Here is a 23,391-nt window from a genome sequence, read left to right as displayed (position 1 = left end):
GCCTTGATGACCTTGTCGTCGAACACCAGCACGTCGGCGATCAGGCCCGGTGCGTCTTTCGAGGAGAACACCACCTTGAACTTCTTGCCGCCACCCTGGCCGAGGATCTGCGACAGGCTGGGTTCGTAGGTCACGCCGATCGGCAGCGCGCCCGAGGCCATCGCGGCCGGCACGGCCTCGGGCGTCATGCTCACGGGGTTGATGTCCTTCTCGCTCAGGTTGACGGTCTTGAGCGCGTAGGAGAGCAAAAAGTCGGACGGCGAGAGCGGGTTGTAGCCGATCTTCTTGCCTTTGAAATCGGCCACCTTGCTGATCGAACCGTCGGCCACGATGGCGTCGCCACCGTTGGAGTAGTCGATGGGCATGACCACCTTCATGGCCTTGCCGCCGGCCACCTGACCGACCACCTGGTCGTAGGTCAGCATGCCGCCGTCCACCGCGCCCGAGGCGATGGCCGCGGGAATGAGCGCTGGGTCGCTGAAGACCTGCAGCGAGACCTTGAGCTTCTGTTTCTTGTAGAGGTCGAGCGCGTCGGCCACATAGAACGGGCCGTAGCCGATCCAGACCACGGTCGCGATTTTCATCTGCGTTTGCGCGAAGGCCGAGGCGGTGGCCAGGGTGAGCGCCGCGCCCACGGCGGGCTTGAGCCAGCGCCCCAGCGGGGACGGCGAAACAGAAGAGGAAGAGAAGAGGCCTGCCAATGTCATGTGAAGCTCCGGTGGTGGGTGAAAGGCGCAGGGAGAACACGATCAGACGTCGTTCTCCCGGGCTTTTGTCCCTCCGTGGAGCCTGCGATCAGGCCGGACCACTCTCGGACCAGACCCCACCTGTGACGGTGGACGGAACCCTAGTGGACCTACGCACGAGCCGCTGCCAACCACGTGCAGACCGCTCTCCATGCTGCAACGGTCAATGCATGGAGCGTGCCAGGGCTTTGTCGGCCCCGCGCGCCGGCCACGCCCGCGCGACGCACCAAAGCGCGGCATGGGGTGGCCACACGCCGGGGCCCAGGACCGATCTTGGTGCGCCGCCGGGCGTTCGCGCCCTGGCAGCCGGTGTCATGATCCAGAACAGACCGTGCCGGCCCACCGGTGCGCACCGAGCCTCCCCTGTCCCGACCGAACACCATGCCCCGCTTCGCCGCCAACCTCACCATGCTCTACAACGAGCACGCCTTCCTCGACCGTTTTGCCGCCGCGGCGGCCGATGGTTTTCAGGGTGTCGAGTGCCAGTTTCCCTACGCCTTCGCCGCCAGCGACATCGCGCAGCGCCTGCGGGACCACGGCCTGCAGCTGGTGCTGTTCAACGCGCCACCGGGCGATGTCGGCGCGGGCGAGCGCGGCCTGGCCTGCCTGCCCGGGCGCGAGGCCGAGTTCCGCGCCGGGTTTGCGAAAGCGCTGGAGTACGCGCAGGCGCTCAACTGCCCGCGCATCCACGTCATGGCCGGCCTGGCACCGGCGGAGGCCGAGCGCGCCGCGCTGCAGGCCACCTACGAAGCCAACCTGGCCTGGGCCGCCGAACTGGCCCGCGCCGACGGGCGCGACGTGCTGATCGAACCCATCAACACGCGCGACATCCCGGGCTTCTTTCTCAACCGGCAGGACGAGGCCCACCGGATCGTGCAGGCCATCGGCGCGCCCAACCTCAAGGTGCAGTTCGACCTGTACCACTGCCAGATCGTCGAGGGCGACGTGGCGATGAAGATCCGCCAGTACCTGCCCACCGGGCGCGTGGGCCACTTCCAGATCGCGGGCGTGCCCATGCGCCACGAGCCCGACCTGGGCGAGTTGCACCACCCCTACCTGTTCAGCGTGATCGACGAAGTCGCCGCTGCCTGCGGCTGGCAGGGCTGGGTGGGGTGTGAATACCGGCCGGCGCGCGGCGCGGTGGCCGGCGGCACCTCGGACGGTCTGGGCTGGCTGAAAGCCGCCTGATATTCTTGGGCACATGCCCCACACCATTCCAGCCTGTCCGCAATGCGGCCTTGAAAACACCTACCCCGATGGCAGCAACTTCGTCTGCCCCGACTGCGCCTTTGAATGGCCCCAGGCCGCCGCCGCCAGCGACGAAGAAGCGGCCGGCGCCGGGACCGTGAAAGACGCCAACGGCAACCCGCTGGCCGACGGCGACTCGGTGATCCTGGTCAAGGACCTGAAGGTCAAGGGCTCGTCCACCGTGCTCAAGAAGGGCAGCAAGATCAAGGGCATCCGCCTGGTCGATGGCCACGACGGCCACAACGTCGACTGCAAGACCGAGCTGGGCCCGATGTTGCTGAAGTCGGAATTCCTGAAGAAGGCCTGACGGCAGCGGCCCGGCACGCGGGGCACAGGTTCTGGTAACGTCCGGTGACGAACACCAAGGGCCCCCGTGACCAGTCAACACCACGATGTGATCATTCTGGGCGCCGGGGTCACCGGCCTGACGGCGGCCCACGCGCTGCTGCCCTCGGCCCTTCGCGTGGCGGTCATCGAGGACTACCCCGGCGCCGGGGGCAACCACCTGTCGAAGGACATGGGGGACTGCAGCTTCGATGTCGGCGCCATCTTTTTCTGGTCGGACAGTCCCTTGCTCGGCTTGTTCCCCGGCATCGAGGCCCACTGGACGCCGGTGAACTACAGCATCGCCCGCGTCACGCCGCAAGGCAAGGTCCGCGCTTACCCGTTCGACATGCGCGAGGAGTTTTTCGGCAGGCCGCTGCCCTACCAGCTCGTGGCGATCGCCGACGTGCTGGTGCACAAGCTGTTCTGGCGCCGCAAGGCCTCGGCCGCGGATTTTGCCCGGGCGCACATCGGCAGCAAGCTGTTCCGCGACAGCGGTCTCTCCGGCTACATGCGCCGCTTCTACGGGTTTTCGGCCGAAGAGATCAGCTACCCGTTTGCCTTGCGCCGCATGAAATGGATCGCCCAGAACGCCAGCCTCGCACCGCGTGTCGCGCGCCTCGTGCGTTCGGCCGGACGGCGGCTGGGCCTGGCGGTGCGCCCGACGCCGCTGCGGTGTTTCGCCCGATCGCGCGACGGTTTTCAGGCGATGTACGGCCATGCCCTGGCGAGCCTCCAGGCCCTGGGAGCCGACGCCGTGCTGAGCGCTGGCACCTCATCGCTCCGCAAAACCGCGGAAGGTTTTGAGGTGCGCACCGAAGCCGGGACGTTCACGGCCCCGCGACTGATCAACACGCTCCCGCTGGTCAAGGTGGCGCGCCTGCTGGGGCTGGACGCGGCGGCGGCGCCCGAGTCCACCGCCATGATCACCGCGTGTTTCCGGTTTCGCGGCCAGCGGCATTTTGCGGCGCTGATCCTGCACAACTTCGCGGCCGACGGCCTGTGGAAGCGCCTGACCATGCACTCCGACTACTACGGCCGCGCCGACGGCTGGGAATTCTTCAGCCTCGAAGTTTCCGTTCGAGGCACCTTGCCGGGCATCGACACGGTGGTGGCCGACTTTCGGGCGACCACGGCCCAGGCCGGCCTCTTCGAGGGTGAACTGGAGTGCCTGGGCAGCTTCGTGACGGACTTTGCCTACCCGGTGTACGACCAGTCGGCCGAGGCGCGCAAGACCGCCCTGGTGCAGGCCCTCAGCGACATGGGCATTGAAAGCCTCGGGCGCCAGGGCAATTTCGACTACATCCCGTCGGCCACGGTGGCCATCGCCCAGGCCCAGGCCTACATGTTGGAGTCGCCCCCGCCGCGCTGCGCGCGACCCCCTTGAAGGGGGCTGAGGGCCGCGGCTCCAAGCCTGCCTGCGCAGGCTTGGACGGCCCGAAGAAGCCTCGACTCTGGCGAGGCTGCGGCCTGCAAGGCGCACTGGCCGTCCGGCGAAGCCGGCCCGGCTGTGCCCCTTGGCTGGGGCGCTTCTCCGGTTGCGGGTGGTGCGGCACACCATCGACAGTCGATGCGGACTCAGCGCAGCGCCAGCGAGTCGCGCTTCCAGGCGGCGTCGGGCCAGCGTGCGAAAGGGCCGAGCGCGTCGGGTTCGAAGGCGGTGCGCTGCGGGGTGAGGGTGTTCAGCTCCACCACCTCGAAGCGGCGCAGCGTGCGGCCTTCCGCGAGGGCTTCGCGCGCCACCAGCATCTGGCGCCCGCCGGGCACCCAGCCGGCCAGCTCGGCGTAGCCCAGGCCGGGGTTGAGCGCGGCGGGCGGCAAGACTTCGACGGTCCAGCCCTGTGCGGTTTTGCGGAACACCCAGAGCTCGCGCCAGCCGTCCACCGGCTGCACCGCGAGCGCGGCGGCGTTGCCTTCGCGGTTGACCGAGGCCGACGCTGCCCAGACCACGCCCCAGGAGCAGCGCTCGGCCAGGGGCTGGGCGTTTTTCTGGCGCGGGTCGATCAGGCTGGCGCAGGTCTGGCCGTCGTCCAGCTGGCGGGTGGTGATGGCGAGCGCGGCGGCGGGCGCGACGCCGCTGCCGGCGGCCCAGCGCACGGCGTTGGCGCGCAGGGCGGCTTCGGTGTAGCGGGTGAGGTCGTCGTCGGCCAGCTCGGCGCGGTCCACGCGGGCGATGGCCTGCAGCGCGCGCTCGGCGGCGCTGCGGGCGGCGGTGGCGTCCCCGCGTTGGGCGCGGGCGAAGGCCAGGCCACTCCAGACGCTGGCCTGCCGGGTGGCGAGTCGGGCGCGCCAGTGAGTGGCCAGGGTGGATGTATTGACGCGGTCGAGCAGGGCGGCGCGGGCCTGGTCGGCGGCCTCGCGCTCGCCGGGCCGGGCCTGGGGGTTCTGGCACTCCGGGCGGGTGAGCGCGAGCGCGGCGCGGGCCTGCTGCTCGGCGCTGGCGGCGGGCATCGCCAGCAGGCGGCGGTGGGCGTCGCCCTCGTAGCAGACGCGCACACGTTCGCCGTCTTCGATGCTCTCGAAGCCCACACCGTGGCGCCGCGCCACGTCGAGGTGGGCGGTCAGCATGGCCTGGTCCTGCGAACGTTGCGCGCCTTGCGAGGCGCGCTCGGCGAGGCGTTCGGCCTGGCGGCCGATGGCGTCAAGCACGTTGGCGCCGTCGGCACCTTGCAGCGCGGCGGCAGGCAGGGCCTGGATCGCGGCGGCCGCGAGCGCCAAGCCCAGGGTTTCTGAGCCTGGCTGTTCGCTCACGAAGCCCAGCAGCGCCAGCAGCTCGGGCGCGGCCTGCTCGCCGTTGCCCACGCGCAGCAGTTGCGAGCGCTTCACGTAACCGCCGCGCTCGCGCTGGTGGTCCCAGACCTGCACGAAGTCGCCGCGCTCGGCGCGGATCTCCATCACCTCGCCGCGCCAGAGCACGGTCTGTGCGGCGGCGCTGTCGCGCGGCGCGGCGCGCAGGGTGACGGCGTCGCGGGTGACGAGGGCCACCCCCGCCACCGGCTCGGCGGCGCGGGCCGAGACACACACCACACCGGCCAGCGCCGCGACCACCGCGGCGGCCAACAGGAAGTTGCCAAGCTGTTTCATGGTCACTGCTCCGCGCTGTCGGCTTGCGCTTCGGTCGAGGCGGTCTGCGCCTGCGCCACGCTGCCCAGCAGGTTGTTGCCGATGAAACCCCCGGTGTGGGGCGAGGCGATGATGACCTGCACCTTGTCGCTCAGGCGGTCGGCCATGGTCTTCTGGATCAGCAGCGGGTGCTTGGTGATCAGTGCGCCCTCGGCCGCCATCTGCTCGGCGTTGGCCTTGCCCACGCGGGTGAGACGGTAGGCCTCGGCGTCGGCGAGCTTCTGCCGCGCCTCGGCCTCGCCCGCGGCCTCGATGCGGCGCGCCTGGGCTTCGCCCTCGGCCTGCTGCACGCGGCTCACGCGCTGGGCCTCGGCTTCGAGCTTGCGCTGCTCGATCTGGCGCTGCTTGAAGGGCAGCACGTGTTTCATCGCCTCTTCCTGCGCCTTCGCGGCGATCACCTGTTCGCGCCCGGCGGCTTCGGCGGCGATCTCGCGGCGGGCCTTGTCGGCGCTGGCGGTGAGTTCACTTTCTTTCACCTGCTTCTCGCGCAGCTCCAGCGTGTAGCGCATCTTCTCGGCCGAGAGGCCTTCGGTCAGCAGCACCTCCATGCCGCGGCGGTAGTCCTCGGGCAGGTCGATCTTGCCGATGTGGATGGAGCGCAGCAGCAGGCCGTCGGCCGCCAGCTTGACGCGGACCTGCGCTTCGATGTCCTGCTCGATCTGGGTGCGCTGCGACGAGAAGATTTCGCGCACGGTGTGGCGCGCGATGATCTTGTAGACCGTGGCCTGCACCGCCGGCTCGACGATCTGGGTGTCGAGCTGCGCCGGCAGCGACGCGGCCCTGGCCGCCGTCAGGCGCGCCGGGTCGATGGCGTAGCGCACGCTCAGGTCGAGTCCGATGGACAGGCCCTCGACCGACTGCGCGGGCGAGGGGCCGTCGGCGCTGGCCATGCTGGCGGCGTGCCAGGTCTGGTCCTGCAGCGGGTAGCGGGTGACCTGGTACAGGCCGGGCAGGGCCCACACCGGGCCGCTGCGCCAGACGGTGGTGTCGCCGGTGAGCTGGTTGGTGCGCAGCGCGAGGTGGCCGGGGGCGAGCTGCTGCACCGGCGGGTGCTTCACGATCACGTAACCGGCGCCCAGCGCCGCCGCCGTCACGCCCAGGGTCAGCAGGACGGGGCGCAGGGACACAGAAGGCAGGGCGCGCAGCGGGCGCACAGCGGACGCGTCGTCGCCCGACGACACCCCCGGGGCGGCGCGGCGGACCAGGCGGGCCAGGGCGATCCGGACGGAACGGGTCAGGGACTTGAGACGCAGCAACATGGAATTTCTCCTGTGAACCGGAGCCGCCCACCGTGGGCTTCTCCATGACCTGCATCGTTCCGGGAAGGCGCGGAAGTCTCAATGCGGTCGCCGGGTGGTTTCGCCGCCGGCCCCGGAAGAAAAACTCACAGCGGCCGGCTCGGTGGCGCTTCGATAATGGGCGCCATGCACACCATCGCCGTCATCGAAGACGACCGCCCCACCAGCCACCAGCTCGCGGGCTGGATCAGCGCCGCGCGCCCCGAGCTGACGGTCCACCAGTGGTTCGACCGCGACAGCGCCGAGGCCGCGCTGGCCCGCGAGCGCTACGACCTGGTGGTGCTGGACATCGAACTCGGGCGCGAGCGGCACGCGGGCGTGGCCATCATCAACACCATCAACAAGCTGCACCAGGGCACGCCGGTGCTGGTGGTCTCGGCCATGCCGGCCGCGATCTACCGCAGCATCATGAAGGCCCTCGACGCCTGGGACTACCTGCAGAAGACCAGCTTCGACGAGGCCGAGTTCGTCGAGACCTTTCTCGACATCCTGCGCACGGCCAAGGCACAGAAAACCGCCGAGCCCGCGCCGGCCGCCGACGAGCTGAGCCTGGACCCGCTGTGGCAACGAAGCCCCACCTGGCGCGGCCAGCGCATCAACCTGCCGCTCACCGCGCAGCGCATCCTCGCCACGCTGGTGCAGAAAAAGGGCCAGACCGTGAGCTACGAGGAGCTGTACGAGGTGGTCAAGAGCGGGCGCAACCGCGACAACGTGCGCAAGCACGTGAGCAGCATCCGCGACGCCTTCCGCGACCTCGACCCAGCGTTCGACGCCATTGAAAACGTCCCCATGCGCGGCTTCCGCTGGACAGGGAAATGAACACCCCCTGCGCCGCTTCGCTCGCCTTGCAGGCCGCGGCATCGCCAGAGGCGATACCTCTTCGTCCCGTCCAAGCCTGCGCAGGCAGGCTTGGGAGCCGCGGTCCTCAGCCCCCTCTCTCGCCTTCGGCGGGAGGGGGACCGCACCCGCGGCCCGGCAGAGCCGGTTCCGCGGTGCGACTGGACGGATGCCAGCGCTCCGACGGCCGCCGGGCCAATTGAAATGAAATTTGGCCCGCTGGATCTTCCTTCGCTGCCCGCGCTGGCGCTGCCGCGGCTGCCGCTGTCGGCGTTCCGCCGCCGCATCGTTTTTCACGGGGTGTTCCTGCTGCTGGCGCTGGCCGTGGTGGTGCTGGCGCTGACGCTGCTGGCCGAAGAGAAGCAGCGCGCCCGCGAGCGCTACGAGGCGGGTTTCCGGCAGACGCTCTCGACCATGGCCGCACAGCTGCGCCACCCCACGGGGCAGCTCGCGCTGATCAACGCCGACGCGGCCGCGCCCTCGGGCGCCGGGCTCACGCCGGTGGTGCTGCCGTTTTCGGCGCTGGACTATTCCGACCCGTTCAAGGCGCGGCAGGCGGTGGAGATGAGCGGTTGCGCCGTGCACTGGCCCGACGACGGCGGGCAGCTCTGCGTGGGCGTGGGCAACAGCGCCTACGCGGGCGGCGTGGTCTACCTGGTGGCCGACCTGGTGCTGCCGCCGGCCGTGGCGCGCGAGCCCGGCACGCTGGACCTGGGCGTGGTCAGCCACGCGGTGATCCGCGCCGACACCGCCCAGGGCACGGAGCGCTGGGTGGCGCCCTTCGAGGCCCCGGGCGACGCGCCCGCGCAGGACGGCGAGGGCGGCCTGCGCGGGCGCCTGACCGGCTTCCGGGGCGAGGGCGCTGCGCTCGTGAAGGGCTCGCTGCCGGTGCGCGATTTCCGGGGCTGGCTGTGGCAGGAGCCGGGCTGCGCCCTGCCGGCCGAGGCGCTGCCCGGCTGCACGCGGCGCACGCTGCTCTCGCTGCGCGTGCCCATCGAAAGCTGGCGCCAGGCGCTGTACACCGCGCTGTCGCGCCACTGGCCGCCGGCGGACCTGAACCAGACCCGGCTGCGGCTGCAGTGGCTGGGCGCGGACGGGCGGATGCTGTTTGACAGCGCGCGCGCCGACGCGGTGTTGCCCTTTTCGCTGCAGCACCTGGGCTCCACGCTCGCGGGCGGCGAGGTGCTGCGCATTGAGCGCCTGGGCAGCGGGGCGCCGCAGCTGGTGACGCAGCTGCGCGGGCAGGACAAAGGCATCGAGGTGGCGGCGCCCTGGCTCACGCGCCTGATCCTGCGGCTGCCCTCGGCCGACACCCGCACGCAGGTGCAGGCGCAGGAAACCGTGGCCACCTCCAGCGGGCGTTACCAGCTCAGCCTCAGCGGCGAGCTGGCCAGCGTGGACCGGGACTTGAGCGCGGGCGCCACGCGCATGAGCGGTTTCGTGGGCGCGATGCTGGCGGCGATCGCGCTGGCCTGGCTGGTCATCGAAGTGGGCCTGATCCGCCGCGTGGCCACGCTCACGAAACGCGCCGCCGCGCTGCGCTACAACATGCAGGACCCGCAGATCGAGCGCCGCCTGGGCGAGCTGGACGTGAGCGACCTGGGCGGGCGCGACGAGCTGGGCATCCTGGCCAACACGCTGGCCACGCTGCTGGAGCGCATCAAGGAGGGCGCGCGGCGCGAGCACATCCGCAACGAGCAGGAGCGCGACATGTGGCACGCCGTGGGCCACGAGATCATGTCGCCGCTGCAGTCGCTGATGGTGCTGCACGGCGACGCCGCCGACCCCAGCCACCGCTACGTGCACCGCATGCAGCAGGCCGTGCGCGTGCTCTACGGCAGCGCGTCGCCGAGCGAGGCCATCACCTCGGCCTCGGTCGAGATGGACACGCTGGACCTGAACCATTTCCTCACGCACGTGGCGGTCAACGCGCCCTACGCGGGCATCCAGAACGTGGTCTTCGACGCCGCCGGCGCGCCGGTGTGGGTGCAGGCCAGCGAGCACTCGCTGGAGGACGTGGTGACCCACGTGCTGCGCAACGCCGACCGCTACCGCCCGGCGGGATCGCCCATCACCCTCACGCTCGACGACCGCGGCGCCATGGCCGGCTTCGCCATCCACAACACCGGCCCGGCCATCGACCCCGAGCGGCTGGAGTCGATCTTCGAATACGGCGTGACCGACGCCAGCGCGCCCGGCGAGAGCCGGGGCCAGGGCCTGTTCGTGGCGCGCACCTACATGGCGAAAATGGGGGGCACGATCACCGCCGCCAACGCCAACGCCGACGGCGGCGTGCGCTTCGTCCTTCAACTGCCCCGCGCCACCCCACGAGCTTCCGCATGAACCGCATCGCCGTCATCGACTTTGAAACCACCGGCATCTCACCCGGCATGGGCGACCGCGCCACCGAGGTGGCCATCGTGATCACCGAGGGCGACCGCATCGTGGACCGCTACCAGAGCCTGATGAACGCGGGGGTGCACATCCCCGGTTTCATCACGCAGCTGACCGGCATCACCAACGCCATGGTGCAGGCCGCGCCGCCGGCGGCGACGGTGATGGTCGACGCGGCACGCTTTGTCGGCGAGGTGCCGATGGTGGCGCACAACGCGTCGTTCGACCGCCGCTTCTGGCAGGCCGAGCTGGCGCTGTGCGGCCAGCCGGCGTTGCAGCCCTTTGCCTGCACGGTGCTGCTGTCGCGCCGGCTCTACCCCGAGGCGCCGAGCCACAAGCTGGGTTCGCTGGTGGACCGCTTCGGCCTGCCGCGCACCGGCCAGGCCCACCGCGCGCTGGCCGACGCCGAGATGGCGACCGAGCTGCTGCACCGCATGCGGCACGACCTGCGCACACGCCACGGCGTGGCCGACCCCGACCACGGCTACCTGATGGGCCTGCAGCGCTGCACCAAGGCGGCCGTGGCCAAGCTGCTGGCCCGCCCCGCCGCGCCACGCGGTTCGCGCCCCCGCTGAGCCGCCCTCGCGTCGGGCGAGAGCGCCCAGCGAGCGCGCGAACCGCGCCGCCCATCCGCCGGTGGGCCTTCCCCCAAAGGCCCGTGCTACGATTTGCGCCATGCAACGCCGCACGTCCCTGTCCACCCTATCGCTAAGCCTAGTGCTCGGCCGGGGTCTGCCTGCGTTCGCCTTTCCTGTTGCCTGAAGCGCAACACCCGACTTCCCCCTGACCCCGGCCCACGAACCAGCCTCCATGACCATGGAGGGCTGCAGGGGATGTCGCCTTTGTTTTTTCAGATCCCCCGATTCGTGGAGCCGTTCATGATTGCCCAGCCCGCCCGCAAGTACCAGGCCTTTGCCCCCGTCGAATTGCACGACCGCACCTGGCCGTCCCAGTCCCTCACCCACGCCCCCGTCTGGCTGTCCACCGACCTGCGCGACGGCAACCAGGCGCTGTTCGAGCCCATGAACGTCGAGCGCAAGATGACGCTGTTTCAGGAGCTGGTGCGCATCGGCTTCAAGGAGATCGAGGTGGGTTTTCCGGCGGCCTCGCAGACCGACCACGACTTCGTGCGCCGCCTCATCGACGAAGACCTGGTGCCCGATGACGTGACGCTGATGGTGATGACGCAGGCGCGCGCCGATCTCATCGAACGCACGGTGGACGCCGTGCGCGGCGCACCGCGCGCGATCGTGCACCTCTACAACGCCACCGCCCGGGTCTGGCGCCGCGTGGTGTCCGGCATGAACGTGACGCAGGTGATGGCCTTCGTGCAGGACCACGTGTCGCTCCTCAAGCGCCTCACCGACGCCCGGCCCGAGACGCGCTGGACCCTGCAGTACTCGCCCGAGACCTTCAGCGCCACCGAACTGGAGGTGTCTCTCAAGGCCTGCCAGACGGCCATCGCCGCCTGGGGCACCGGGCCGGGGCGCGAGGTGATCATCAACCTGCCCAGCACGGTGGAAAACGCCACGCCCAATGTGTTCGCCGACCAGATCGAGTGGATGCACCGGCGCCTGAGCCCGCGCGAGCACATCGTGCTCTCGGTGCACCCGCACAACGACCGCGGCACCGGCGTGGCCGCGGCCGAGCTGGCGATGCTGGCCGGGGCGCAGCGCGTGGAAGGTTGCCTGTTCGGCAACGGCGAGCGCTGCGGCAACCTCGACCTCGTCACGGTCGCGCTCAACCTCTACACCCAGGGCATCCACCCGGGCCTCGACTTCTCCGACATCAACGGCGTGGCGCGCGTGGCGGAGGCCTGCACGGGCCTGCCCATCCACCCGCGCCACCCTTACGCGGGTGACCTCGTGTTCACCTCGTTCTCCGGCTCGCACCAGGACGCGATCAAGAAAGGCTTCGCGGCGCACGATCCCGAGGGCCTGTGGCAGATCCCCTACCTGCCCATCGACCCGGCCGATCTCGGCCGCACCTACGACAGCGTGATCCGCGTCAACAGCCAGTCGGGCAAGGGCGGCATCGCCTTCCTGCTGGAGCGCGAACGCGGCGTGGTGATGCCGCGGCGCCTGCAGGTGGCGTTCAGCGCGGTGGTGCAGCGCCACACCGACGCCAGCGAAACGGAGATGAGCGGTCCGGCGCTGTGGGCGCTGTTCCAGGCCACCTACCTCGACCCGGGCATGGCGCAGCCTGCGGCGGCGCAGGCCATCACCTGCCATGCGCACCGGCTGTCGGAGGACGGCCAGGGCATCGAGCTGGACGTCACGATCGAAGGCGTTCGCCAGACGCTGCAAGGGCAGGGCAACGGCCCGATTGCCGCGACCGTGGACGCCCTGGGCCTGCCGCTGGAGGTGCATGGCTACGAGGAGCGGGCCACCGGCGCGGGCGCCCAGGCGCAGGCGCTGGCGATCGTGGAAGCGGGGCTCGCCGGCACCCCGGGCGCGACCTTCGGCGTGGGCCTGGACAGCAACATCGTCACCGCCTCGGTGCGGGCCGTGTTGAGCGTGGCCAACCGGCTGGTGGCGCCGCCCCGGACGGTACCGGCGGTGGCCGCTACCGCGGAGGGCTGATCTGATGGGGCGGCACGCTGGGCCGGCGACGGCCCATCCGTTACGCTTGGCACCCATGACCCGCCGTGTCCTGCCCAGTCTCGCCCTGACCGCCGCCCTGCTGATCGCGGGCTGCGGCAGCACGCCACCCTCGCGCGGTCCGGCGTACCACGCGCTCTCGGCCGAGCAGTCGAGCGACATCGCCATCCACGCGCTGGGCCTGGTGGGCACGCCCTACCGCTGGGGCGGCAACACGCCGGAGAGCGGCTTCGACTGCAGCGGGTTGATCGGCTACGTGTACAAGCACCGCGCCGGCGTCGCCCCGCCGCGCACGGTGGCGCAGCTGTCCGGCTTCGGCGAGTCGGTGGACGCCGATGACTTGCGCACCGGCGACCTCGTGATCTTCGGCAGCGGCCGGCCTTTTCACGCCGGCATCTACGTGGGTGAAGGCCGCTTCGTGCACGCGCCGTCCACCGGCGGCACGGTGCGGCTGGACCGCCTGAACAACGCCTACTGGGCACGCCTGCCCACCGCCTACCGCCGTCCCTGAGGCCGGCCCATCAGCGCTTTGCGCTGCGCTGTGGGGATCTTTTCTTTCGAGGCATGTGTGCAGAGCCGAGGGTGCGGGCAGACGTTCTCCGGCCCACGCTCGCGGGCTGGCGCGCCTGTTCGTTTGCACCCTTTCGCGAACACCTTGTGGGGTTTGCTTGCGCGCTGGCAGCCGCGAATGAGGCGTGGGCCGGAGAACGCAGATGGCGCCATCGGCCTGGCGCGAGGTCTTCGCACGCCCAGCGCAACGGGCGACACGACACCCCACGAGAAGCAAGATTCAGTCGCCCAACAACCCCGCCAGCGACAGGTTGCCGGTGACCGCCGGCAACGTCGGGGCCTGCCACTGCAGGCCGCTCTCCTGCGCCCAGCGCTGCAGTTCACCGCTGGCGCCGCTGCGCTGGACCACGCGGTTCACTGTGTCCAGCAGGTCGGCTTTGCCCGAGAGCGCGACCCAGCCCAGGTTGATGCCCAGCGGCCGCGCCGGGCCCGCCTGCAGGGTGCTGGCGGGCCGGCGCAGGCGGTGTGCGTCGAAGGCCGCCGTGGGCACGAGCATCGCGTCCACGCGACCGCTCTCCAGCGCCGCCCAGACGTCGTCGCGCTGGCCCATCGACACCATGCCCGGCGTGAGCGCGCCGCCCCGGTACATGGCCACCAGCGTGCCTTCGAGCGTGCCGGCCACAGCGCCGACCTTGCGCCCAACGAGATCGCCCAGCGAACGCGCGGCCGGATCCCCGGCGCGCTGCACCAGCGCCAGCGCGGTGCCCTGGTAGGGCTGGCTCGCCACCAGCGTGCCCAGCGTTTCGAAGGGCCGCTCGCGGGCGCGCTTGGCGCCGGGGTAATCGGGCGTTTTGAAGCGTTCGCGCGTGGGCGGTCCGAGGTCGGACTTCAGCAGCGGGAACCCGCTCGCCAGATCGCACAGCCCGGCCGACAGCAGGGCGTTGACCTCGTGCGTCAGCATCGCCTCTTTCTCCAACTCCGGCTCGAAGGGCAACACCTTCAGCTCGCGCCCCAGCTCTCGCGCCACGGCCTCGGCGATCTTCACGTCGAAGCCCGTGACCTGCCCCTTGCGCGCCAGCGAAAACGGCGGGTTGTCTTCGGCCATGCAGACGGTCAGCGGCTCAGCGCTCGCGAGCGCGCCCACAGCCGACAAAGCCACGGCCACACCCCAACGCCGCGAACGAAGAAGCACCGCCAAGAAGCGTCGCGGAACCGGCTTCGCCGGGCCGCTGACGCTGCCCCCCTTGAGGGGGGTGACGCCGAAGGCGGCGCGGGGGGTGTTTCCTGCTTGGCGGAGGGTGCTCACAATTCTTTGCCTCCACGGGTCGCGACGTAGGTCCACAGCAGCTCGATGGACTCCAGCTCCAGCGCCCCTTTGAACGACGGCATGTTGCCCTTGCCGTTGATCACGGAGGTGTAGAAACGCTCGCGCTGCTCGGTCGGGAACTTGCGCAGGTCGTAGACGGTGGTACCGGCGTTGACCATGTTGCGACCGTGGCACTGCGCGCAGGTGCGGTGGAACTGCTCACGGCCCTTCTCCACCGCCTCGGCGGTGAAAGGGACGGCGGGTGGAACGCTCACGGCCTGGGCATCGGGCGTGCCGGCCGACTGCGCCAGCACGGAGCCCGACAGCATCAGGGCCAGTGCACAGAAAACAAATCGAATCATCAATCGGGTTCCAGAAAGAAGAGCGCCGCGGTCGCACCGACCGGCGCACGTGTCTGCGTCAAGGATGCCGTGGAACCGGCTCCGCCGGGCCACAGGCGTCACCCCCCGGGGGGTGACGCCGCAGGCGGCGCGGGGGGGACGTGGTTACTCCAAAGCGAAGGTCCACACCGAGCCGCCCGCCGGGACCTGGCTCATGCGCTCGTCGCCCAGCAGCGCCCACACGCCGCCGGCACCCGAGACGATGCTCACGTACTGCTTGCCCTTGTGCTCGAAGGTCACGGGCAGGCCGATGATGCCGCTGCTGGTCTGGAACTCGTAGAGCTTCTTGCCCTTGACCGCGTCGACCGCGATGAACTCGCCCGTGGCCGCGCCGGTGAACACCAGGCCGCCGGCGGTCGAGAGCGTGCCGGCCATGCTGGGCTGGGCGGGCCAGGGCATCTGCCACTTGCTCTTGCCGGTCATCGGGTCGATGGCGCTCAGATACCCGTGCGGCTCGTTCTTGGGCATGTTCACACCGCGGAAATTCACGCCCAGGTACCACTCGCCCTTCTTGTACTCGGGCTTGGCCAGCTGGTAGGGCCAGCTCATGTTGAGCGTGTTGGCGTAGGCCAGACCGGTCGCAGGGTTCCAGGACATGGGCGTCCAGTTCTTGCCGCCGACCACGCTGGGGAAGATTTCCACGTCCTCGCCTGCGCGGGCCTTCTTGTCGATCTCGGTGGGCACCGGGCGACCGGTCTTGAGGTCGATGCGCTCGGCCCAGTTGACCTTCACGTAGGGGTTGGCCGCCAGCAGCTCGCCGTTGGCGCGGTCGAGCACGTACATGAAGCCGTTGCGGTTGGCCTGGGTGAGCACCTTGCGGTCCTTGCCGCCGATCTTCATGTCGACCAGCATGCCGACCTCGGTGGCGTCGTAGTCGTACGGGTCGTTGGGGCTGAACTGGTAGTGCCACACGAGCTCACCGGTCTTGGGGCGGATGGCCACGACCGAGGCGATGTAGAGGTTGTCGCCCTTGCGCGCGTTCGGGTTCCAGGGGCCGCCGTTGCCGGTGCCCCAGTAGACGATGTCGAGGTCCGGGTCGTAGGCGCCGGTGAGCCAGGTCGGCGCGCCGCCCTTCTGGTGGGTGTCGCCGGGCCAGGTGTCGCCGCCTTTCTGGTCGGGCGCTGCGGTGGTGTAGAACTTCCAGAGGTGCTTGCCGGTGGCCGGGTCCCAGCCGTCGATGAAGCCGCGCGTGCCGTACTCGCCGCCCGCGATGCCGGTGATGACGACGCCGTTGGCGATCAGCGGCGCGCTGGTCATGGCCTGGCCGTTCTGGTAGTCGGCGGCCTTGCTCTTCCAGAGCTGCTTGCCGGTCTTGGCGTCCATGGCCATCACGTGCGCGTCGAGCGTGACGCGGTAGAGCTTGCCGTCGAGGATGGCGGCGCCCCGGTTCAGGATGCCGCAGCAGGCCATCTTGAACACGTCCTGCGGCAGCTCGATGTCCTGCTTCCAGATCTGCTTGCCGGTGGCCGGGTCGAGCGCCACGGTGCTGTTGTGCGTGGTCACGTACATCACGCCGTTGTGCACGATGGGCTGCGACTCCTGGCCCTGCGGGTTGTTCAGGCTGTAGGCCCAGACCGGGCGCAGCTTGCCGGCGTTCTTCGCGTTGATCTGCTTGAGCGGGCTGTAGCGCTGGTTGTTGTAGCCCATGCCATAGGTGAGCACGTCGCCGGGCGTGGCGTTGTCGCGCTGGAGGTCCTGAAGGCTCTGGGCCTGGACCGAGCCGATGAGGGCCGCCAATGCGACGCCTCCCAGAATCCGGGATGTCGTGACCATGCGTTGTCTCCTGTGGGGATGGTGGAACCGTCGTTGTTGTGAAAGCCCTCTCATTTTGGGAAATTGCACCTTTGCGCACACGCCCGGGTTTTCCCGGTCATGGAAGTGTTCTGCCGTGGAACACCCGCTGCCCCCGCGACAGCGCTGCGGGTTTACCCGCTTGTTTCAGGCCGCCCCGCTTTGGAAGCTCGGGCTCTCCGCCCCCCTGTTCCCCACACCCATGCGCACCGCACCCCGCACGCTGTCCACCGAAGGTCTGCCCGCGCAACCGTTTTTCCAGACCCCGGAGCAGCGCGCCGCGCTCGCGCGCCAGCGCTTCTTCGACGAGGATGTGCGCCCTTCGGGTCTGGTGAGCGAGGCGGTGATCCAGTCGTGGGGCCGCAGCCGGTCGCTCGGCCACACCCGCCACAAATGCCCCTCGCTGGACCCGGTGAGCCGCGCCTCGCTCAACGCCACGCTGGCGCGCAACCGCGAGCTGCTCGATGCGGCGCAGCTGGAACTGAACCAGCTCGAAGCGTCGCTGACGGGCACCCAGTGCCGCGTGCTGCTGACCGACGCCACCGGGGTGATCGTGCACGTCACCCACGGTGCGCGCGAGCCCGGGCAGGGCACGCTGGACGTCGCCTCGCGCGTGGGCGTCAACCTCGCCGAGGGCCACATCGGCACCACCGCGCCCGGCATCGTGGTGCGCACCGGCCTGGCCAGCACGGTGCTGGGCTGCGAACACTATTACGACATGTTCCAGGACATGCGCTGCGCGGCCGCACCCATCCGTGACGTGCAGGGCCGGCTGGTGGGCGTGCTCGACCTGTCCACCGAATCGCGCGGCTTCGGCTTTGACGCGGCCTCGGTGGTGGGCGTGTTCGCCACCTCGATCGAAAACCGCCTGCTGCAGGCCCAGTCGGACCGGCACCTGGTGCTGCATTTCCAGGCCGCACCGGCCTTGCTGGGCACGCCGATGGAGGGGCTGGCCGGCGTGTCCACCGACGGCGAAGTGGTCTGGCTCAACGCCACCGGCCACAGCCTGCTGGGCCGCAGCCCCACGCAGCCGCCAGGCGGCGTGGGCGAGCTGCTCGGGCTGGAGATGCGGCAGCTGCTGTCGCTGTGTGGCGCGCACAGTGCGCGCCTGGTGCAACTGCCCAGCGGGCTGGGCATCTGGATGAAGGCCGAACTGCGTGTGCCCGACGGGGTGGACGTCCCACACGGCGTCGGCTGGTCGGCCGCTCCGGCACCCGTGGCACCGGCGACGTCGGTACCGCACGAACGCGACGCACCCGCGCAGCGCCATGAAGCCGATGAGGCCGCCGAGGCGAACGGTACCGCGCCTGCGCCGGCCGCAATCCCGCCCGAAGGTGCGCCGTCGCTGGCCGAAGCCCAGCAGGCGCTGATCGTTCGCAGCCTGCAGGCCAACGGCGGCAACGTCGCCAGGACCGCCCGCCAGCTGGGTGTTTCCCGGGGCCTCGTGTACCGGCACCTGCGCAAACCGGCGGCTGATTGACGCCACCGGGTGCACCGGGTGGGCTGCGACAATCTCGGCATGCCCCACCACGTCCACACCGCCACCCCCCTGTCCACCCACGACACCACCCGCGTGGACGACCTGCGCATCGGCGCGGTGCGCCCGCTGATCACGCCCGCCCTGCTGCAGGAGTGGCTGCCCACGCCGCCGGCCGCTCAGGCGCTGGTGGAGGGCAGCCGCGCCGCGCTCTCGCGGGTGCTGCACGGGCAGGATGACCGCCTCATCGTCGTTGTCGGCCCCTGCTCCATCCACGACCACGACCAGGCCATGGCCTACGCGCAGCGGCTGAAAGAACAGGCCGAGGCCTTGAAGCACGAGCTGCTCCTCGTCATGCGCGTGTATTTCGAAAAACCCCGTACCACGGTGGGCTGGAAGGGCTACATCAACGACCCGCACCTGGACGGCAGTTTCGCCATCAACGAAGGGCTGGAGCTGGCGCGCCAGCTGCTGCTGGACGTGCTGGCCGCGGGCCTGCCGGTCGGCACCGAGTTCCTGGACCTGCTTTCGCCACAATTCATCAGCGACCTCGTGAGCTGGGGCGCCATCGGCGCGCGCACCACCGAGAGCCAGAGCCACCGCCAGCTCGCCAGCGGCCTCTCGTGCCCGGTGGGTTTCAAGAACGGCACCGACGGCGGCATCAAGGTCGCGAGCGACGCCATCCAGGCCGCGCAGGCACCGCACGCCTTCATGGGCATGACCAAGATGGGCCAGGCCGCGATCTTCGAGACGCGCGGCAACGCGGACTGCCACGTCATCCTGCGCGGCGGCAAGGCGCCCAACTATTCCAAGGCCGACGTGGACGCGGCCTGCGCGCTGCTCCGGGCGGCCGGCCTGCGCGAGCAGGTGATGATCGACGTCTCGCACGCCAACAGCAGCAAGCAGCACCGCAAGCAGATCGAGGTGGCGGCCGAGGTGGCGCAGCAGATCGCGGCGGGCGACGCGCGCATCACCGGCCTGATGATCGAGAGCCACCTCAACGAAGGCCGGCAGGACATCGTGCCCGGCCAGCCGCTGCAAGCCGGCGTGAGCGTGACCGACGCCTGCATCGGCTGGGAGCAGACCGTGCCGGTGCTGCAAGGCCTGGCCGCGGCGGTGCGGGCCCGGCGCGCGCTCACACCGGGCTGAACCACCGCTCGCCCTGGCGGGCGGCTGCGTCAATGTCGACAGGGGGTTTCGCCCCCGACGCCCACGTTCTGGCTAGAGTGCCGTCGGCCCGGGCAACGCCTGGGCCTTCGTTCATTCAGACACAGGAGGGTTGCATGCCAGTTTTCGATCTCAGGGGCCGCAAGGCCTTGGTCACCGGAGGCGCGCGGGGCCTCGGCGCCGGCATGGCGGTGGCGCTGGCCGCCTCCGGGGCCGCGGTGATGATCGGCGACGTGCTGGAGGACGAGGGTCGGGACACGGCGAGCGCATTGACCGCCACCGGTGCCCAGGCCGCGTTTGTGCAGCTGGACGTGACCGACGAAGCCGGCTGGCTCACGGCCGTGAGCGCCACGCACGCCGCCTTCGGTGGTTTCGACATCCTGATCAACAACGCCGGCATCGAGGTCACCGCCCTGGTGACCGAGATCGACCCCGACACGCTGCGTCGCATGCTCGACGTCAACATCGTGGGCACGGCGCTGGGTCTCAAACACGCCTTTCGCGCCATGCGCCCGGGCGGCATCGCCGGGCAGGGCGGCGTGGTGGTCAACGTGTCGTCGGTGGCGTCCACCATTGCGTTCCCCGCGATCGCGGGCTATTCGGCCACCAAGTCGGCCGTGGACCGGCTCACGCGCGTGGCCGCGATGGAGTCGGGCAAGCTGGGGTACGGCGTGCGGGTGAACTGCGTCTACCCGGGGCTGGTGCCGACCGACATGGGCATGCAACTGGCCGGCGACGTGGTCACGGCCGGGCTCTTCGCCACGCCGGAAGAGGCCGTCGGCGCCATCATCGGACAGACACCACTCGGTCGCCTGGGCACCGTGAGCGACATGGCCGACGCGGTGGTCTTCCTGTGCTCCGACGCCTCGCGCTTCATCACCGGCGCGGGCCTGCCGGTGGACGGCGGCATGGGCATGTGAGCCCGGCCGCCGTCGAAAGGGGCGGCTCGATCAGCGCGGCTTGCGCGGAACGATCGGGCCGCGGCCTTCGATGTGGCGGAAATTGATCCGGCCCTTGGTCAGGTCGTAGGGCGAGAGTTCGAGCGAGACCCGGTCACCCGCGAGGATGCGGATGTGGTTCTTCTTCATCTTGCCGGCGGAGTAGGCGATCAGCTGGTGACCGTTGTCCAGCGTCACACGAAAGCGCGTGTCGGGCAGCACCTCGTTGACGATGCCCATCATGTCGATCAGTTCTTCCTTGGCCATGTGTGGCTCCTTTGCTTCAAATACAAATCTGAGGCGCCGCAACGGCACCGGGTCGGGCACGGGCGCGCAGTGCGTCGTTCACCCAGTCAATGCCCTGTGCCACGGCGTAGTCGGCCGCGGCGTCGTGGGTCGCGAAATCATCGTGGAAACGCATGACACGGGCGGTACAGGCGCTGCCGGAGCCGCTAGCGATGGACACCTGAGCGGCAAAACGCCCGCTGTCCAGCGGGCGAGAGCCAGCCGCAATACGGTACTGGCCCAGGGTGAGAGAAGAAAGACCTTGCGAAGGCGTGGTCGTGGAAATCGTATGAATCATCAAAAACATCAAAGGGCTGGGACCACCGCCAAAGCAGCAGAACCCGTCAGCGCCCATACAAACACATGTGGCAGCCCCAGGCGCCGGGGTGCCCAACTGAAAAACCAGGGACCGCCATGTTGCAAGACCAAGCAGGCAACCCGTCGGGACCAGCGCACGACCCTCGGCAGGGGCATCGGCACAACAGCAGGGAAAGGTTTTGCGACGTTACCGCCCTCGAAGGAGGGAGCGGAGCAGGCGCGGCTCGCGATGGAGGGGCTGGACCGGCCACCCCTCTGCCGGGGGTGGTGCGCCAGGGCATCTTCAGACGCTTGACGTGCTCGGTCGCCCAAGGCGAACCCGCTAATGTACCACGATGCGGAATATCTGTGTCAACAACGCAGGCGGAAATGCCGATCCGTGGCGGTTCTTCGCTCAAAACGCACCCGGTCCTGTTCACCCGGCGGCAAAGGCTGCCGGGCGTAGGCGTCCAGCGCGGCGATCTCTTCCTTGAGGCGCTTGCAACGCCAGGCCTTGTCGTCGTCGGGTGCCCGGGCCGCCACGGTCGCGCCGCCTTGAGGGGCCGGTGGGGGGGAAAGATCGGCCATGCGGTGGTCCGCAAAGGCAATCTGGTCGGCCAGGGGCATGTCGGCCGGCACGGTGTAGGCCCGGACCACGTAGGCGCCGCGGTGCTGGCAATGCACGCGGGACCAGAATTGCTCCGCCCCTTTGCAGCGGTAGAGCGTGATGCTCTCACCGCCAGCGTTGAGCGGGTCGGAGACGTCCACGCCACGGGACGTCGATCCGCCCGGGCAAGGTTGGTCGGTGTAGAGCACCAGGCCTGTGCGGTCGCAACGCTGCGGGCCCGCCGGTGGGGGGGCTGCGTTTGAGGTGTCGGGTGCGGGCGCCGAAGCGGCCGCAAGCGGGGCCGGCGGGCCGGGGGTCAATTCCGCGGTGACCCTCTGGGGTGACGGCGACGGAGCGGGCACGGGGGTCTTTGGCGAGACCTGCCAGTTGAACGCCGCGTAAGCGCCGAACACCAGCGCCGCGAGCACGAGACCGATGGTCAGGCCGCTGGGTCCGTCGTTGGCCGGCGGACGGAACAGGGTCGGGGCGTCCGGTCCCTCCTGGTGTGCGCTCCCGCGGTCTGGCGCAACGCTCATTCTGCGGTCACCACCTTCACCACCTGCCCCAGCGGCGGGTCGGCGCGGCCATAGGTGCCGTTGAGCAACTGCAAGCGCTTTTCAGACACGACCGACTGGCGCGCCAGCTCGGCGAAACCGCCGCGCGGGAAAGGCACGAGCCGCACGGCCCAGGGGCGGGCGGCCTGCCGGTCGGCGGCGTTCATCGCCCGGAACGATTTTTCGGCGGCCATCATCCCGGGCATGGCGCGCTGGCGCGCGGCCGGGTCGGCCGAGAGGTAGAGCATCACGAAGGTGTTCTGCTTCGGCCCGGTCACGAGCGTGGCTTCAAGCGCCTGTGATTGGCCGTTGCCCCCCTTGCGCGCGCCCACGAAATGGGTGGCCGCGAACCCGTTGATCTGGCCGCGCGTCGTGGTGCCTTCGCTGGGCTGGAGGGCGTTGCGGATGATGTCGTCGTGGGTGTTGCCGGCGTTGGGCGGCACGGCCAGCACGCGCAGCGCCGCGTCGCCCTGGGGGCTGGTGAAAGTGAGGGCGTCGGCGGCGTTTTCGATGCGCCAGCCGGTGGGTGCAGCCATGGTGATGCCCATGGCGGGGTGGTAGAAATTCTGCCCGCGCGTGAGGCCTTGCTCGGGACTTTCGCCGAAGCGCAGGCCCTCGATCAGCTGCATGAAACGCTGGCTGCCATCGGAGGCGTAGGTGCCCTGGTACTTGGCGGCGTTCTGGCGGATGGATTGCAGGCGCTGGTCGTTGCTGGGGTGGGACGAGAGCCAGCTGTCGCGCTCTGGCACGGGCTGGCCGGCGGCACGGGCTTCGTCGATGGCGAAGGCTTCCTGCAGCTTGAGCACGCGGATGACGTCGATCATGTGGCGCGGGTCGTACTGGCTGCGCGCGAGGTATTCGGCGCCGAGCGCATCGGCCTGCAGCTCCTGCTCGCGGCTGTATTTCGCCACGTAGCCGGCGGCCACACCCTGGGCCATCTGGCCGAACATCTCGGTGCCACCGCTCACACCAGCCTTGCTTTCGAGCACGGCGCCGAGCACGGTGGCGGCGAGCACGCCCAGGCCGGCCGTCTGCTGCCGTGTGGCGCGCTGGGCGCCGTGGCGCGCGGTGACATGGCCGATCTCGTGGCCGATCACGCCGGCCATGTCGGCCTCGTTTTCCATGTAGGCCAGGATGCCGCGCGTGACGTAGACGTAGCCGCCGGGCAGCGCGAAGGCGTTGATCTCCGGGCTGTCGAGCACGGTGAAGGTCCAGGGGATGTGGGCGCGGTGCGATTGTTTTGCCAGCTTCTGCCCGACCTCGTTCACATAGGCCTGCAGGCGGGTGTCCTGGTAGACGCCGTACTCCTTCAGTACCTCGGCATGGGCCTTCTGGCCTTCGGCGAGCTCGGCGGACTCGTCCATGGTGGTGCGCTCGGCCTGGCCGGTGACAGGGTTGACCACCGTGGTGCCGCAGCCGGCCAGCAGGCCCAGCGCCAGCACAAAGGGAAGCATGTGTTTCACGATCATCGGCGGTGACTCCTCGGTG

General features: G+C 70.0%; 21 protein-coding genes and 1 riboswitch. Of the genes, 11 read left to right on the top strand and 10 right to left on the bottom strand.

Annotated elements, in window-relative coordinates; genetic code table 11:
* Positions 1–707, bottom strand: a 707-nt coding sequence (locus tag IV088_RS11650) for an ABC transporter substrate-binding protein (RefSeq protein ID WP_291101993.1), incomplete at its 3' end; no start/stop codon positions are given.
* A 52-nt stretch (positions 708–759) separates the two neighbouring features.
* Positions 760–862: riboswitch (guanidine-I (ykkC/yxkD leader) on the bottom strand.
* Positions 863–1,127: 265 nt separating this feature from the next.
* Between IV088_RS11650 and otnI the strand changes: the two genes are divergently transcribed.
* The 3 genes from otnI to IV088_RS11635 all read left to right on the top strand — a co-directional run bounded on the left by otnI (position 1,128) and on the right by IV088_RS11635 (position 3,705).
* Positions 1,128–1,934, top strand: coding sequence for a 2-oxo-tetronate isomerase (otnI, locus tag IV088_RS11645; RefSeq protein ID WP_291101992.1), 807 nt, complete (start codon positions 1,128–1,130; stop codon positions 1,932–1,934).
* A 13-nt stretch (positions 1,935–1,947) separates the two neighbouring features.
* A complete protein-coding gene (locus tag IV088_RS11640; protein ID WP_291101991.1) occupies positions 1,948–2,301 on the top strand; it encodes a zinc ribbon domain-containing protein YjdM in 354 nt (117 codons plus the stop codon).
* Positions 2,302–2,367: 66 nt separating this feature from the next.
* Positions 2,368–3,705, top strand: a complete 1,338-nt coding sequence (locus IV088_RS11635; RefSeq protein ID WP_291101990.1) for an NAD(P)-binding protein — start codon at positions 2,368–2,370, stop codon at positions 3,703–3,705.
* 191 nt (positions 3,706–3,896) lie between these two features.
* Here IV088_RS11635 and IV088_RS11630 read toward each other — a convergent pair whose 3' ends face one another.
* Together IV088_RS11630 and IV088_RS11625 are read right to left on the bottom strand one after the other, a co-directional pair.
* Positions 3,897–5,402 carry a hypothetical protein gene (locus tag IV088_RS11630; RefSeq protein ID WP_291101989.1) on the bottom strand — a complete coding sequence of 502 codons (1,506 nt, stop codon included), beginning with the start codon at positions 5,400–5,402 and terminating at the stop codon, positions 3,897–3,899.
* A gap of 2 nt (positions 5,403–5,404) precedes the next feature.
* Positions 5,405–6,700, bottom strand: a complete 1,296-nt coding sequence (locus IV088_RS11625) for an SPFH domain-containing protein (RefSeq protein WP_291101988.1) — start codon at positions 6,698–6,700, stop codon at positions 5,405–5,407.
* Positions 6,701–6,865: 165 nt separating this feature from the next.
* Between IV088_RS11625 and IV088_RS11620 the strand changes: the two genes are divergently transcribed.
* The 5 genes from IV088_RS11620 to IV088_RS11600 all read left to right on the top strand — a co-directional run bounded on the left by IV088_RS11620 (position 6,866) and on the right by IV088_RS11600 (position 13,081).
* On the top strand, positions 6,866–7,558 hold the full coding sequence (locus IV088_RS11620) for a response regulator (RefSeq protein WP_291101986.1): 693 nt from the start codon (positions 6,866–6,868) through the stop codon (positions 7,556–7,558).
* Between the two features lie 222 nt (positions 7,559–7,780).
* A complete protein-coding gene (locus IV088_RS11615) occupies positions 7,781–9,919 on the top strand; it encodes a HAMP domain-containing sensor histidine kinase (protein ID WP_291101984.1) in 2,139 nt (712 codons plus the stop codon).
* Complete coding sequence (locus IV088_RS11610; RefSeq protein WP_291101982.1) at positions 9,916–10,545, top strand: PolC-type DNA polymerase III; 630 nt, start codon at positions 9,916–9,918, stop codon at positions 10,543–10,545. Before IV088_RS11615 ends, IV088_RS11610 begins: the two co-directional genes overlap by 4 nt.
* Positions 10,546–10,848: 303 nt before the next feature.
* Positions 10,849–12,552: a 2-isopropylmalate synthase gene (gene leuA / locus IV088_RS11605; protein ID WP_291101980.1), complete on the top strand. Its 1,704-nt coding sequence runs from the start codon at positions 10,849–10,851 to the stop codon at positions 12,550–12,552.
* A 55-nt stretch (positions 12,553–12,607) separates the two neighbouring features.
* Positions 12,608–13,081 carry a C40 family peptidase gene (locus tag IV088_RS11600; protein WP_291101978.1) on the top strand — a complete coding sequence of 158 codons (474 nt, stop codon included), beginning with the start codon at positions 12,608–12,610 and terminating at the stop codon, positions 13,079–13,081.
* A gap of 279 nt (positions 13,082–13,360) precedes the next feature.
* Here IV088_RS11600 and IV088_RS11595 read toward each other — a convergent pair whose 3' ends face one another.
* The 3 genes from IV088_RS11595 to IV088_RS11585 form a co-directional block, all read right to left on the bottom strand.
* The gene (locus IV088_RS11595; RefSeq protein ID WP_291101976.1) at positions 13,361–14,239 is read right to left on the bottom strand and encodes an ABC transporter substrate-binding protein; all 879 of its coding nucleotides are present in this window, start codon (positions 14,237–14,239) and stop codon (positions 13,361–13,363) included.
* Between the two features lie 143 nt (positions 14,240–14,382).
* Positions 14,383–14,748, bottom strand: coding sequence for a c-type cytochrome (locus tag IV088_RS11590; protein WP_291101974.1), 366 nt, complete (start codon positions 14,746–14,748; stop codon positions 14,383–14,385).
* A gap of 144 nt (positions 14,749–14,892) precedes the next feature.
* The gene (locus tag IV088_RS11585) at positions 14,893–16,560 is read right to left on the bottom strand and encodes a PQQ-dependent dehydrogenase, methanol/ethanol family (RefSeq protein ID WP_291101972.1); all 1,668 of its coding nucleotides are present in this window, start codon (positions 16,558–16,560) and stop codon (positions 14,893–14,895) included.
* Between the two features lie 220 nt (positions 16,561–16,780).
* Between IV088_RS11585 and IV088_RS11580 the strand changes: the two genes are divergently transcribed.
* The 3 genes from IV088_RS11580 to IV088_RS11570 all read left to right on the top strand — a co-directional run bounded on the left by IV088_RS11580 (position 16,781) and on the right by IV088_RS11570 (position 20,142).
* Complete coding sequence (locus IV088_RS11580; protein ID WP_291101971.1) at positions 16,781–18,058, top strand: GAF domain-containing protein; 1,278 nt, start codon at positions 16,781–16,783, stop codon at positions 18,056–18,058.
* 39 nt (positions 18,059–18,097) lie between these two features.
* Positions 18,098–19,204 (top strand): 3-deoxy-7-phosphoheptulonate synthase, encoded by a 1,107-nt coding sequence (locus tag IV088_RS11575; protein WP_291101970.1) that lies wholly within the window; start codon positions 18,098–18,100, stop codon positions 19,202–19,204.
* Between the two features lie 134 nt (positions 19,205–19,338).
* A complete protein-coding gene (locus tag IV088_RS11570; RefSeq protein WP_291101968.1) occupies positions 19,339–20,142 on the top strand; it encodes an SDR family oxidoreductase in 804 nt (267 codons plus the stop codon).
* A gap of 30 nt (positions 20,143–20,172) precedes the next feature.
* Here the strand turns inward: IV088_RS11570 and infA are convergent, their stop codons facing one another.
* The 4 genes from infA to IV088_RS11550 all read right to left on the bottom strand — a co-directional run bounded on the left by infA (position 20,173) and on the right by IV088_RS11550 (position 23,372).
* Complete coding sequence (gene infA / locus IV088_RS11565; RefSeq protein ID WP_077330802.1) at positions 20,173–20,427, bottom strand: translation initiation factor IF-1; 255 nt, start codon at positions 20,425–20,427, stop codon at positions 20,173–20,175.
* A 16-nt stretch (positions 20,428–20,443) separates the two neighbouring features.
* Positions 20,444–20,752 (bottom strand): hypothetical protein, encoded by a 309-nt coding sequence (locus tag IV088_RS11560; RefSeq protein WP_291101966.1) that lies wholly within the window; start codon positions 20,750–20,752, stop codon positions 20,444–20,446.
* Positions 20,753–21,114: 362 nt separating this feature from the next.
* Positions 21,115–21,885: a hypothetical protein gene (locus IV088_RS11555; protein ID WP_291101965.1), complete on the bottom strand. Its 771-nt coding sequence runs from the start codon at positions 21,883–21,885 to the stop codon at positions 21,115–21,117.
* A complete protein-coding gene (locus tag IV088_RS11550; protein WP_291101964.1) occupies positions 21,882–23,372 on the bottom strand; it encodes a M48 family metalloprotease in 1,491 nt (496 codons plus the stop codon). Before IV088_RS11550 ends, IV088_RS11555 begins: the two co-directional genes overlap by 4 nt.
* Between the last annotated feature and the right edge of the window lie 19 nt (positions 23,373–23,391).

It is taken from the genome of Hydrogenophaga sp. (genome assembly GCF_018780075.1).
Classification (GTDB): domain Bacteria; phylum Pseudomonadota; class Gammaproteobacteria; order Burkholderiales; family Burkholderiaceae_C; genus Hydrogenophaga.
This window is presented reverse-complemented; position numbering and strand designations above follow the sequence as displayed.

What these genes read in the sequence shown, in the direction of transcription:
- otnI (WP_291101992.1), top strand. Translation starts at nt 1,128, where the DNA reads ATGCCCCGCTTCGCCGCCAACCTCACCATGCTCTACAACGAGCACGCC.
- IV088_RS11640 (WP_291101991.1), top strand. Translation starts at nt 1,948, where the DNA reads ATGCCCCACACCATTCCAGCCTGTCCGCAATGCGGCCTTGAAAACACC.
- IV088_RS11630 (WP_291101989.1), bottom strand. Translation starts at nt 5,402, where the DNA reads ATGAAACAGCTTGGCAACTTCCTGTTGGCCGCCGCGGTGGTCGCGGCG.
- IV088_RS11625 (WP_291101988.1), bottom strand. Translation starts at nt 6,700, where the DNA reads ATGTTGCTGCGTCTCAAGTCCCTGACCCGTTCCGTCCGGATCGCCCTG.
- IV088_RS11620 (WP_291101986.1), top strand. Translation starts at nt 6,866, where the DNA reads ATGCACACCATCGCCGTCATCGAAGACGACCGCCCCACCAGCCACCAG.
- IV088_RS11615 (WP_291101984.1), top strand. Translation starts at nt 7,781, where the DNA reads ATGAAATTTGGCCCGCTGGATCTTCCTTCGCTGCCCGCGCTGGCGCTG.
- IV088_RS11610 (WP_291101982.1), top strand. Translation starts at nt 9,916, where the DNA reads ATGAACCGCATCGCCGTCATCGACTTTGAAACCACCGGCATCTCACCC.
- leuA (WP_291101980.1), top strand. Translation starts at nt 10,849, where the DNA reads ATGATTGCCCAGCCCGCCCGCAAGTACCAGGCCTTTGCCCCCGTCGAA.
- IV088_RS11600 (WP_291101978.1), top strand. Translation starts at nt 12,608, where the DNA reads ATGACCCGCCGTGTCCTGCCCAGTCTCGCCCTGACCGCCGCCCTGCTG.
- IV088_RS11590 (WP_291101974.1), bottom strand. Translation starts at nt 14,748, where the DNA reads ATGATTCGATTTGTTTTCTGTGCACTGGCCCTGATGCTGTCGGGCTCC.
- IV088_RS11585 (WP_291101972.1), bottom strand. Translation starts at nt 16,560, where the DNA reads ATGGTCACGACATCCCGGATTCTGGGAGGCGTCGCATTGGCGGCCCTC.
- IV088_RS11580 (WP_291101971.1), top strand. Translation starts at nt 16,781, where the DNA reads ATGCGCACCGCACCCCGCACGCTGTCCACCGAAGGTCTGCCCGCGCAA.
- IV088_RS11575 (WP_291101970.1), top strand. Translation starts at nt 18,098, where the DNA reads ATGCCCCACCACGTCCACACCGCCACCCCCCTGTCCACCCACGACACC.
- IV088_RS11570 (WP_291101968.1), top strand. Translation starts at nt 19,339, where the DNA reads ATGCCAGTTTTCGATCTCAGGGGCCGCAAGGCCTTGGTCACCGGAGGC.
- infA (WP_077330802.1), bottom strand. Translation starts at nt 20,427, where the DNA reads ATGGCCAAGGAAGAACTGATCGACATGATGGGCATCGTCAACGAGGTG.
- IV088_RS11560 (WP_291101966.1), bottom strand. Translation starts at nt 20,752, where the DNA reads ATGTTTTTGATGATTCATACGATTTCCACGACCACGCCTTCGCAAGGT.
- IV088_RS11555 (WP_291101965.1), bottom strand. Translation starts at nt 21,885, where the DNA reads ATGAGCGTTGCGCCAGACCGCGGGAGCGCACACCAGGAGGGACCGGAC.
- IV088_RS11550 (WP_291101964.1), bottom strand. Translation starts at nt 23,372, where the DNA reads ATGATCGTGAAACACATGCTTCCCTTTGTGCTGGCGCTGGGCCTGCTG.